General features: G+C 68.6%; 1 protein-coding gene. It reads left to right on the forward strand.

The genetic code is table 11. From position 1 onward, the window contains the following. Nucleotides 1–431: 431 nt before the first annotated feature. On the forward strand, nucleotides 432–12,791 hold the full coding sequence (locus ACTOWJ_RS14615; protein ID WP_441335357.1) for a FimV/HubP family polar landmark protein: 12,360 nt from the start codon (nucleotides 432–434) through the stop codon (nucleotides 12,789–12,791). Nucleotides 12,792–12,864: the final 73 nt, after the last annotated feature.

Below are 12,864 nucleotides of genomic sequence, written 5' to 3' on the forward strand. Positions count from 1 at the left end.
GTAGAAAGGCTCACGAATTCAACGCTTTTTCGCGCGCATTCGGCACATTAATTGGACATGGCAGAACGATCGTTGCTCTCAATTTGAGACGCAGCTCACGTACCACTCCAGCCTTATTTCGCACTCATGCAATTCATGAGCAGGTCTCGGGAAAGGCACGCCGTCGTATCCATACGTTGATGCAGGGGAGAGCGGTCATGCGGAAGAACGCCACCAGTCGTTTCTGGGTCAATCGTTTCAGCAAAAAATGGAACGGTGAACCGCGTAAAACCGCATGTTTGCACCCTCTCAGCCGGAACATCCGGATCGGGCTGCAGTTGATGATTCTTCTGCAGCTGGCGGTGCCCGTCGTGGCCGCCGCTCAGGATGCGACTTGGACGGGTACAGGCGGTGGCGTGTGGACAAACGGCGGAAGCTGGAGTTCGGGCTCGGTGCCTACGGGCACGGCGATCTTCGACGCCTCTTTCGTTCCTGCGGTGTCCTTCGGCAACGGCACGAACAGTTCGATCGGGACGCTGCGGTTCAGCGCATTCGCGCCGCAGTACACCTTCAACCTTGGCACCGCTGCTGGTGCGACCTTGAATGTGACCGGCACGGGCATCGAGAACACCTCGCTGTTCAACTCCGTGTTCAACGTCGGGGTGACAGGGACGGGGGCGCTCAATTTCAACGGCGCCGGCACCACGGCCGCCAGTTCGCTGATCAATGTCGGCGCCAACGGCAACCTGGGTTTCGACGGCACGGCTACGGCGGGTACGTCGACGATCGGTGTCGCTACCGGCGGCACTGCGCTGTTCCAGGGCTCCAGCACGGCGGGCACCTCCACCCTCACGGTCGGCGGGAATCTCAACTTCAACGGTTCGGGCAGCGCCGGCGATGCCACGATCGGCGTCAACACCGGCGGCACGGCGCGCTTCCTCGGCACCAGCACGGGCGGCACCGCGCGCCTCACGCTTAATGCCGGCGGCGGTCTCGACATGACCGGCTTGACCGCCGGCTCGATGACGCTTGGATCGCTCAACGGTGTCGGCTCGGCCAATCTCGGCGCCGGCCGTCTGTCGCTGGGCGCCACCGGATTGAACTCGACCTTCAGCGGCGTCATGAGTGGCGCGGGAGGCCTGGACTGGAACGGCACGGGTCTGTTGTCGCTGTCGGGAGCCAACACCTTCGGCGGCGGCTTGACGGTCAATGCGGGTAGCGTGTTTGGCGGCAGTCTTGGGGCGTTCGGCACCGGCGCGATCGGTCTGGGCGGCGGCACGTCGCTGACCTTGGGCGCGAACGGCAGCTTCACCAATGCGATCAATCTCGCTGGTGGCCTCGGCGCGACGGTCTCGGCCGGGACCGGCTTCAATGCGACGCTGGGAGGCAACGTCAATCTGGGCGCCGGTTCGTCGCTGGCGTTCGGGCGCGCGGTCGCGACGGGCGGATTGCAACTCAATTGGGGCGCCGGATCGACCCTCGGCGCCGGTGCGAAGTTGTCGGCGGATTTCGGATCACTGGGCTTGGGCGCCGGCTTCAACGGCGGCCTGCTGGGCGACGCCGAGCTCAATGTCGCCGGCGGCGCCGCGTTCAATCTCAACGGTATCAACACGACGCTGGGGCGTCTGACCGGCGCGGGTGGTTTCTCCCTGGGCAGCGGCTCCCTCTCGCTGGGCGGCACCGGTGGTCTGGACTCGACCTTCAGCGGCGCGATCAGCGGTACGGGCGGCTTGAACTGGAACGGCACGGGCCTGTTGTCGTTGTCGGGCGCGAACAGCTTCGGCGGTGGTCTGGCGCTCAACAGCGGCAGCGTTTTCGCCGGCAACACCTTGGCCTTCGGTACCGGCGCGGTCGGCCTGGGCGGCGGTACCTCGCTGCGCTTGGGCGCCAACGGCGTGTTCGGCAATGCCTTCAATCTCGGCGGCGGCCTGGGCGCCACGATCTCGGCGGGCACTGGGTTCAACGCCACGCTGGGCGGCAACTTCAATCTGGGCGCTGGCGCCAACTTGGGCTTTGGCGCGAGCGGCGCGACCGGCGGATTGCTGCTCAACTGGGGCGCCGGCTCGTCGATCGGTGCTGGCGCCGCGCTGTCCGCGGATTTCGGCACGCTGGGCTTGGGCGCGGGATTCAATGGCGGATTGCTGGCGAACGCCGCGTTCAATGTCGGCGGCTCGGGCGCGTTCAATCTCAATGGGGTGAACGCCACGCTGGGCCGTTTGACCGGCTCGGGCAGCCTTTCGCTCGGCAGCGGTTTCCTGTCGTTGGGAGCGACCGGGCTCGACTCGGACTTCGGCGGCGTGATCGGCGGCACCGGCGGTTTGAACTGGAACGGTGCGGGCCGGCTGTCGCTGTCGGGCGCCAACACCTTCGGCGGCGGCTTGGCGCTGGGCGGCGGTACCTTGAGCGTCGGCAACAGCCTGGCGCTCGGTACCGGCACTTTGGCGATCAATGGGGCGGCCACGCTCGAGTCGAGCGCCGCGGTGACGCTGGCGAACGCGATCGCGCTCAATGCCAACCTGAGCCTCGGCGGCGCCAACAACCTGGGATTGGCGGGCAATCTCAGCGGCATCGGCGGCCTGACCATGAACGGCACCGGCGTGCTCAACCTGAGCGGAAACAACGCGAGCTGGGGCGGCGGCTTCAACCTGGGCAGCGGTACGCTGCAACTGGGCAATGCGGACGCGCTCGGTACCGGGCTGTTCAACGTCACCGGCAACGCGGGGTTCGGCCCGGGCTTCGCCGGTTTCAATTTCGCCAACGCGATCAATCTCTCGCCCGGCGCGAACTTGACGCTCGGCGGCGATTTCGACTGGAGCATGAGTGGCGCGATCTCCGGCAACGGCGGGGTCAGCTACGCCGGTCCCAATCTGTTGACCTTGAACGGCGCCAATGCGTTCACCGGTGGCTTCTCGCTCAACGGCGGCCGCTTGCGCGCCAATCATCTGGGCGCCTTCAGCACCGGAGCGGTGAATCTGGGCGGCGGCGAGCTGATCCTCGGACTCAACGGGACGTTCGGCAACGCGCTCAATCTCGGGGCAGGAGCGGGCGGCCGGTTGTCGGTCGGCGCCGGACTCAGCGCGGGGTGGGGCGGCGGCCTCAATCTGGGCGCGGGCGGCACGCTCAACTTCGGCTCGGCCGGCAGCAACGGCTTGCTGACGCTGTCGGGTGGCGGGTTGTTGGGCACCGGCACCGGCATTTCCGTCGACTTCGGCACGCTGCAGTTCGGCGATGCGCTTACCGCTGGTTTGTTCGGCGGCAGCGGCGTCAACCTGGGCGCAGCGGGCACCCTGAATCTCAATGGTTTCGACGCCTCGTTCGGCAATCTGAGCGGCGCCGGCAGCATCGGCCTGGGCGGCAATCTACTGTCGATAGGCGGGCTGGGACTGGATGGCAGTTTTGACGGCACCATCGGCGGGGCCGGCGGTCTTCTCAAGCTGGGCACCGGCACCTTGAGCCTCAACGGCGCCAATACGTTCAATGGCGGGTTGAATCTGTCGGCCGGCGGCCTGTTCCTGGGGAACGCAGGCGCGCTGGGCACCGGCGCGCTCAACGTAACCGGCAATGCCGGGTTCGGAGCGAACATCGGTGGGCTCGATATCGGCAATGCGATCAACCTCGGCGCCGGTGCGGCGCTCGACATCGGCGGCACTAACGGCCTGGCCCTGTCGGGCGTCATCGGCGGCGCGGGCGGCCTGAACTTCAGCGGCACCGGTGCGTTGAGCCTCAACGGTGCGAACAGCTTCGGCGGAGGCTTCGGCCTGAGCGGCGGCGGTGGCCTGAACCTGGGCAACGCCGGCGCACTGAGCACGGGCGCTTTGAACGTGTCGGGCCTGGGCGGCAACCTGAGCGTCGGCCTGCCCGGTCTGAATCTCGGCAACGCGATCAATCTCGGCGGAGCTGCTTCGCTGGGCATCGGCGGCGCCAACGACCTGTCGCTGTCCGGGATCATCGGCGGTACGGGCGGTTTGAACTTCGGCGGCACCGGCACGCTGAGCCTCAACGGCGCGAACACCTTCGGCGGTGGCTTCGGCCTGAGCGGCGGCGGCAACCTGAACCTGGGCAACGCCGGCGCACTGGGCACGGGCGCATTGAACCTGTCGGGTCTGGGCGGCAACCTGAGCTTCGGCTTGCCCGGTTTGAACCTCGGCAACGCGATCAATCTCGGCGGCAGTGCTTCGCTGGGCATCGGCGGCGCCAATGACCTGTCGCTGTCCGGGATCATCGACGGCACGGGCGGTCTGAACTTCGGCGGCACCGGCACGCTGAGCCTCAACGGCGCGAACACCTTCGGCGGCGGCTTCGGCCTGAGCGGTGGCGGCAGCCTGAACCTCGGCAACGCTGGCGCGCTGGGCACGGGCGCACTGAATCTGTCGGGTCTGGGCGGCAACCTGAGCGTCGGCCTGCCCGGCCTGAACCTCGGCAACGCGATCAACCTCGGCGGCGGTGCGTCGCTGGGCATCGGCGGTGCGAACGATCTGTCGCTGTCCGGGATCATCGGCGGCACGGGTGGTCTGAACTTCGGCGGCACCGGCACGTTGAGCCTCAACGGTGCGAACACCTTCGGCGGTGGCTTCAACCTGAGCGGCGGCGGCGGCCTGAACCTCGGCAACGCCGGGGCGCTGGGCACCGGCGCACTGAACCTGTCGGGTCTGGGCGGCAATCTCAGCGCCGGCCTGCCCGGTCTGAATTTCGGCAATGCGATCAACCTCGGTGGCGGCGTGTCGCTGGGCATCGGCGGCGCCAACGACCTGTCGCTGTCCGGGATCATCGGCGGCACGGGCGGTTTGAACTTCGGCGGCACCGGCACGTTGAGCCTCAACGGTGCGAACACCTTCGGCGGCGGCTTCAACCTGAGCGGCGGCGGCGGCCTGAACCTCGGCAACGCCGGGGCGCTGGGCACCGGCGCACTGAACCTGTCGGGTCTGGGCGGCAACCTGAGCGTCGGCTTGCCCGGTCTGAACCTCGGCAACGCGATCAGCCTCGGCGGCGGCGCGTCGCTGGGCATCGGCGGCGCGAACGACCTGTCGCTGTCCGGAATCATCGGCGGTACGGGCGGTTTGAACTTCGGCGGCACCGGCACGTTGAGCCTCAACGGCGCGAACACCTTCGGCGGTGGCTTCGGCCTGAGCGGTGGCGGCACCCTGAACCTGGGTAACGCTGGCGCGCTGGGTACGGGCGCGCTGAACCTGTCGGGCCTGGGCGGCAACCTGAGCGTCGGCTTGCCTGGTCTGAACCTGGGCAACGCGATCAACCTCGGCGGCAGTGCGTCGCTGGGCATTGGCGGCGCGAACGATCTGTCGCTGTCCGGAATCATCGGCGGCACGGGTGGTTTGAACTTCGGCGGCACCGGCACGTTGAGCCTCAACGGTGCGAATACGTTCGGCGGCGGTTTAGGCCTGAGCGGTGGCGGCACTCTGAACCTCGGCAACGCCGGAGCGCTGGGCACGGGCGCCCTGAACCTGACGGGTGTGGGCGGCAACTTGAGCGTCAGCTTGCCCGGTCTGAACCTGGGCAACGCGATCAACCTCGGTGGCGGCGCATCACTGGGCATCGGCGGTGCGAACGACCTGTCGCTGTCCGGGATCATCGACGGCGCGGGTGGTTTGAACTTCGGTGGCACCGGCACCTTGAGCCTCAACGGTGCGAACACCTTCGGCGGTGGTTTAGGTCTGAGCGGTGGCGGCAGCCTGAACCTGGGCAATGCTGGCGCGCTGGGCACGGGCGCACTGAATCTGTCGGGCCTGGGCGGCAACCTGAGCGCCAGCCTGCCCGGTTTGAACCTGGGCAACGCGATCAACCTCGGCGGCGGTGCGTCGCTGAGCATCGGCGGTGCGAACGATCTGTCGCTGTCGGGCGTCATCGACGGCGCAGGCGGCTTGAACTTAGGCGGCACCGGCACGTTGAGCCTCAACGGTGCGAACACCTTCGGCGGCGGCGTCAATCTCACTGGCGGCGGAGGCCTGAACCTGGGCAACGCAGGTGCCTTGGGCACGGGCGCGCTGAATCTGTCGGGCCTGGGCGGCAACCTGAGCGTCGGCTTGCCTGGTCTGAACATCGGCAACGCGATCAATCTCGGTGCCGGCGCATCGCTGGGCATCGGCGGTGCGAACGATCTGTCGCTGTCGGGCGTCATCGACGGCGCAGGCGGCTTGAACTTCAACGGCACCGGCACGCTGAGCCTCAACGGCGCGAATACCTTCGGCGGCGGCACCACGGTTCAGTCCGGCACGCTATCGGTGAACGGTTCGCTGCTTTCGCCGACCACCATCAATGCGGGCGCCACGCTGACCGGTACCGGCAGTTTGGGCGACGTGACGCTCAACGGCGCGCTCAACGCGGGCAGTATCGGCGCAGCCGGCACCCTCACCATGGGATCGTTGTTCCTGGGCAGCGGTGCGATGCTCAACTACGACCTGGGTGCCGCAGGCGGCATCAACGATCGGGTCGTCGTCAATGGCAACCTCACCCTCGACGGCACCATCAATGTCAACAACATCGGCGGATTCGGACCGGGCGTTTATCAGCTGATCGGCTACACAGGCGCCCTGGACGATCGGGGACTGCTGCTCGGCTCGCTGCCGGGGCCGTTCTCGCCGGACAGCGTCCAGGTGCAGACGGGCGTGGCGAATCAGATCAACCTCGCCGTCAACGCCGGTGCCGTCGTGCAATTCTGGGACGGTATCGGCGTGTTGCCTGACGGCAGTGTCGGTGGCGGAGCAGGCATTTGGACCGCTACGCCTACGTCCAACTGGACCAACGTCAACGGCACCGCCAACAGCGGCTGGGTGAACGGTGCCTTCGGCGTGCTCCAAGGCACGGCGGGCGTGGTGAGCGTCGTCGGCCCGGTGGAATTCGGCGGTCTGCAGTTCGCCTCCAACGGTTACGAGATCGCCGGCGGCCTCGCCGGTGTGCTCACGACCAACAATGCCAGCACGATCATCCGCGTGGACGCGGGGCTGACCGGAACGATTTCGGCGCAGATCTCGGGTACCGGCGGACTGGTAAAGAACGACACCGGGACCCTGGTGCTCTCTGGCGCCAACAACTTCACTGGCGGCGTCGACCTCAACGCAGGCAGCCTGGTGCTGGGCAATGCGGGTGCACTGGGCACCGGCTCGTTGGATGTATTGGGCAATGCAGGCCTCAGCGCCAGCGTTGCGGGCCTGAACCTCGGCAACGCGATCAACCTCGGCGGCGGTGTGGCGCTCGACATCGGCGGCACTAACGGCCTGACTCTGTCGGGCGTCATCGACGGCGCGGGCGGCCTGAACTTCAGCGGCACCGGCACGCTTGCGCTCAACGGCGCGAACACGTTCGGCGGCGGCTTCGGCCTCAGCGGCGGCGGCAACCTAAACCTCGGCAATGCCGGCGCGCTGGGCACGGGCGCGTTGAACGTGTCGGGCCTGGGCGGCAGCCTGGCGACCGGCATATCCGGCCTGAACCTGGGCAACGCGATCAACCTCGGCGGCGGCGCGGCGCTGGGCATCGGCGGTGCGAACGACCTGTCGCTGTCGGGCGTCATCGGCGGCGCGGGCGGTTTGAACTTCGGCGGCACCGGTACGCTGAGCCTCAATGGTGCGAACACCTTCGGCGGTGGCTTCGGCTTCAGCGGCGGCGGCAACCTGAACCTCGGCAACGCCGGTGCTTTGGGCACGGGCGCGTTGAACGTGTCGGGCCTGGGCGGCAATCTGAGCACCGGCCTTTCCGGCCTGAACCTCGGTAACGCGATCAACCTCGGCACCGGCGCGGCGCTGGGCATTGGTGGTGCCAACGACTTGTCGCTGTCCGGCGTCATCGACGGCGCGGGCGGCTTGAACTTCAGCGGCACCGGCACGTTGGGCCTCAACGGTGCGAACAGCTTCGGCGGTGGCTTCGGCCTGAGCGGCGGCGGCAGCCTGAACCTGGGCAACGCCGGCGCGCTGGGCACAGGCGCGCTGAACGTGTCGGGCCTGGGCGGCAACCTGGCGGCCGGCCTGTCCGGCATTAATCTCGGCAACGCGATCAACCTCGGCGGCGGTGCGTCGCTGGGCATCGGCGGTGCGAACGATCTGTCGCTGTCGGGCGTCATCGACGGCGCGGGCGGTTTGAACGTCAGCGGAACCGGCACGCTGGGCCTCAACGGCGCCAACACCTTCGGCGGCGGCGTCGCCCTGACGGGCGGCGGCTTGAGCCTGGGCAACGCCGGTGCTTTGGGCACGGGCGCGCTGAACGTGTCGGGCCTGGGCGGCAATCTCAGCGCCGGCCTGTCTGGCATAAATCTCGGCAACGCGATCAACCTCGGCGTCGGTGTGTCGCTGGGCATCGGCGGCGCGAATGACCTGTCGCTGTCGGGCGTCATCGACGGTGCGGGCGGCTTGAACTTAGGCGGCACCGGCACGTTGAGCCTCAACGGTGCGAACACCTTCGGCGGCGGCGTCGGCCTGACGGGCGGCGGTGGCCTGAACCTGGGCAATGCCGGCGCGCTGGGCACCGGCGCACTGAACGTGTCGGGTCTGGGTGGCAACCTGAGCGCCGGCCTGCCAGGTTTGAACCTCGGCAACGCGATCAACCTCGGCGGTGGCGCGGCGTTGGGCATCGGCGGCGCGAACGACCTGTCGCTGTCGGGCGTCATCGACGGCGCCGGCGGTTTGAACGTCGGCGGCACCGGTACGCTGAGTCTCAACGGTGCGAACACCTTCGGCGGCGGCGTCGGCCTGACGGGCGGCGGCGGCCTGAACCTGGGCAATGCCAGCGCGCTGGGTACCGGCGCACTGAACGTGTCGGGTCTGGGCGGCAACCTGAGCGCAGGCCTGCCCGGTTTGAACCTCGGCAACGCCATCAATCTCGGCGGTGGCGCGGCGTTGGGTATCGGCGGCGCGAACGATCTGTCGCTGTCCGGCGCCATCGGCGGCGCGGGCGGTTTGAACTTCGGCGGCACCGGCACGTTGGGCCTCAACGGCGCCAACACCTTCGGCGGCGGCGTGGGCCTAAGCGGCGGCGGCAGCCTGAACCTCGGCAACGCCGGCGCGCTGGGCACGGGTGCGTTGAACGTGTCTGGCCTGGGCGGCAACTTGAGCGGCGCTCCCGGCCTGAACCTGGGCAACGCGATCAACCTCGGCGCCGGTGCGGCGTTGGGCATCGGCGGCGCCAACGACCTGTCGCTGTCGGGCGCCATCGGCGGCGCAGGCGGCCTGAACTTCAACGGCACCGGCACGTTGGGCCTCAACGGCGCCAACACCTTCGGCGGCGGCCTCAACCTGACGGGCGGCGGCGGCCTGAGCCTGGGCAACGCCGGCGCGCTCGGCACCGGCGCACTGAACGTGTCGGGCCCGGGCGGCAACCTGAGCGCCAGCCTGCCTGGCTTGAACTTCGGTAACGCGATCAACCTCGGCGGCGGTGCGTCGCTGGATATCGGCGGCGCGAACGACCTGACGCTGGCGGGACCCATCGCGGGCGCCGGCGCCCTGAGCGTTAACGGTCCGGCCGGCGTGACGCTCGGCGGCAACAACACGTTCGGCGGTGGCGTCGATCTGCTCGGCGGCACCCTGACGGTGGGCAGCAACACCGCACTGGGCACCGGCGGGTTGACGGTCGACGGCGCGGCCACACTGGCCTCGTCCGCCGACGTAGAGCTGACCAACAACGTCGCAGTGAATGCCGACCTCACCTTCGGCGGCACCGGCAACCTCGGCCTCAATGGTCAGCTCAGCGGCACGGGCGGCCTCAACGTCGGTGGCACAGGCGCGTTGAGCCTGGGCGGCGACAACAGCGGCTTCAGCGGCGGCGTCGAACTGCGCGCGGGCTCCACGGTCGTCGCCAATCGCGATGCGGCGTTGGGCACCGGTGCAGTGACAGTGGCCGGCGATGCCAACCTGGGCTCGCTGAGCGGCGCCACCTTGGACAACGCGTTCGCCCTGAACGGCGATCTCTCGATCGCCAATGCCGCGCCGTTGTCGCTCACCGGCGATATCGGCGGCAGCGGCGGTCTCGGCCTGAAGGGGCCGAGCGCGGTCACGATCAGCGGCAACAACACCTTCTCCGGCGGATTCGATCTGCTCGGCGGCCAACTCAACGTGGGCAGCAATACCGCGCTGGGCACCGGCGCGCTGCAAGTCGGCGGCAATGGGGCCCTGCAGGCCAGCGTCGCCGGTTTGAATGTGGGCAACGCGATCGATGTGGGCCCTGCGGCCGCACTGACGCTCGGCGGCGCCAACCCGTTCACGCTGAGCGGCGCGGTCGGCGGCAGCGGCGGCCTGATCAAGGACGGCGCTTCCGCGGTCGCCCTGACCGGCGAGATGTCCGGCTTCACCGGCAATTTCGACGTCCGCGGCGGCGCGCTGAGCGTGGTCGATGGCGTGACCGCGGGTATCAGCAGCGCGGCCGGTACCACCGCGACCTTCGGCAACTTCGACGACGTGTTGACCTTGTCGCCATCGGGTTCGGTGGCCGGCACGGTCAGTCTCGGCGGCGGAAACGACGTGTTCAACAGCTCTCTGGCCGGATTGGCCAACGTGACCGGTCTGGTCGACGGGCAGGGCGGCACCGATCTGTTGTCGCTGAGCGGAGGCGGGCAGGGCACCCTGACCAGCCCCGCGTTCGCGGGCTTCGAGAATCTGAAACTGGTCGGTCCGGGAACCCTGGTCCTGCCGAGCGGAACCACCGCCAATTTCCTCACCGCCTCCATCGGCGACGGCAGTGCGGGCAGTGGCACCTTCGTGGTCGACGGAACCTTCGCGGGCGATACCACGGTCGCGGCGGGCGGCAGCCTGGTCGGCGACGGCACCATCGGCGGCAATCTGGCGCTGGCAGGAAAGCTGGCGCCGAGCGGCCTTCCGGGCGCGACCGGCGCCGCGGCCGGCACCAGCGCGCCCGGCACGGCACTGAACGTGGCGAGCTTCACCAGCGCACCCACCTCCAGCGTGATCCTGCGCCAGAACGGCGCCGGCGCCACCGACAGCGTAATCGTCGCCGGCACCGCCGCGCTCAACGGCGGCACCGTGGTGGCGCTGCCGCAAGCCGGGGCCTACGCCGATATCACCGATTACCGCATCATCGACGCGCAAACCCTGAGCGGAAGCGGCTTCTCCTCGGTCACCCAGAACGCGCTGCCGTTCTTGGCCGCCAGCCTGTTCACGCAAGGCAGCGATGTGTTCCTGCGTCTTGAGGAAGCCAACCGCTTCAACGAGTTCCCGGGGCTGCCGGCTAACCAACTGGCGGTCGCCAACGCGCTGCAAGCCTTGGCCGATAGCGGCAACCCCGCCGTCGAACAGCTCGTGGCCGCCGCGCGCGGCGTCACCGCGGAGCAGGCGGTGCCGATGTTCGACACGCTGACCGGCGAAACCTACGGCTCGTTGCTCAGCGCCTCGCGTTACGGCGCCGAACGCCTGCAACGCAGCGTCGGGCAGCAACTCGACGTGGGACGGACCGAGCGCGCCGACGATGGCTTCACGGCTTGGGCCACCACCTTCGGCGGAGATGCCGCGTTCGAGGGCAACGACACCTTGGCCGATATCGACAACGATGTGTGGGGCGTGACCCTGGGCGCAGACGCTCCCTTCGGCGAAGGCCTCCGCGCGGGCGGACATCTCGGCATGGCCAAGTCCGACTTCGATGTGCCGCGTCGCGGCGATCGCGCCGACGGCGATCAGTGGTACCTCGGCGCTCACTTCAGCTACGCCCCGCGCCCCGAGGGCGGCGCATGGGTGCAAGGCGCGGCCGGCTACGCGAAAACCAACTTCGATGTCACCCGTCCGGTGCATGTGGGCGTGTTCAACCGCACGGCCAGGGCCGACGCCGATGCCGACGGCTGGTATGCGATGGTCGAAGCGGGATGGCGTTTCGAAACGGCGAGCGCGAGCATCGAGCCGCTGGTCGGCGTCTATCACAGCAGCTTGAGCTTGGACGATGTGATCGAAACCGGCGCCGGTGAGGCCAACTTGCGCGTGGAAGGCGAGGACTACCGCACGACCACGGTGGGCGCGGGCGTGCGTTTCGTCGCCAAGGCGGGACGTCTGCGTCCCACCTTCGACATCCGCTACCTGCACGACCTGAGCAACGATGCGCCACGCACGCAGAACCACTTCGCCGCGGCCCAAGTGCCCGGGTTCGCGATCACCGGCTTCTCGCCGGACCGCAACCGGATCAACGCGGGCGCGGGCCTGACCTACGCGTTCACGCCCAGCGCCACCGGTTTCGTGGAATACCGCGCCGACTTGAGCAGCGACGATCAGGCCCACTCGGTTCAGGCGGGTTTGCGATTCACTTTCGGCGGAACCACGCAGATGGCGGCGGTAGCCGCCGCGCCGTGGGCGCCGGCTCAAGCCGATACCGCGACCGTGGCGCCGGCGGCCCCCGTGGCCGCGGCTTCCTCCGGTGGCAGCTCCTCGGCCGCACTGCCGGTGGTCGCTGCGGCGGCCGTTGCGCCTGCGGCCGCGGCCGTCGCCGAACCGAGCAGCCCCGCGTCCACCGGCGGCGGAGCCTGCAAGGCGCCATCGCGGGGGCAACCGATGCTCGACGACTGCTCGCGTTACTCCACCGTCCCCGGGGATTCCGTAACCGGTATCGCGAGCCGCATGACGACGGGTGTTCTGGAGCAACGAATGGTCGCCCTGTATCGCGGCAACACGGAGGCCTTCAACGGGCACAACATGAACCGACTGAAGGCGAATTCCGACATCGGCATTCCGTGCGCGGATGCGGTCAAGGACATTCCGGTGGCCGAGGCGAAGCAGGTCGTGGGCCAGCATGCCCGCAGCCATATCGAACGCCACGGACCGTTCAAGTCCGTCGCCGCGGCGGCGGCACCGGAACAGTCCGCGCAGTGCGGCGGTTGAGCAGGCAGGACAAGCGCCATGCGCGCGAGCCTGGGACCGACTACCTGGAACGCAGGCGGATCCTGGGCTCTGC

It is taken from the genome of Lysobacter sp. CA199 (assembly GCF_052078715.1).
Classification (GTDB): domain Bacteria; phylum Pseudomonadota; class Gammaproteobacteria; order Xanthomonadales; family Xanthomonadaceae; genus Lysobacter.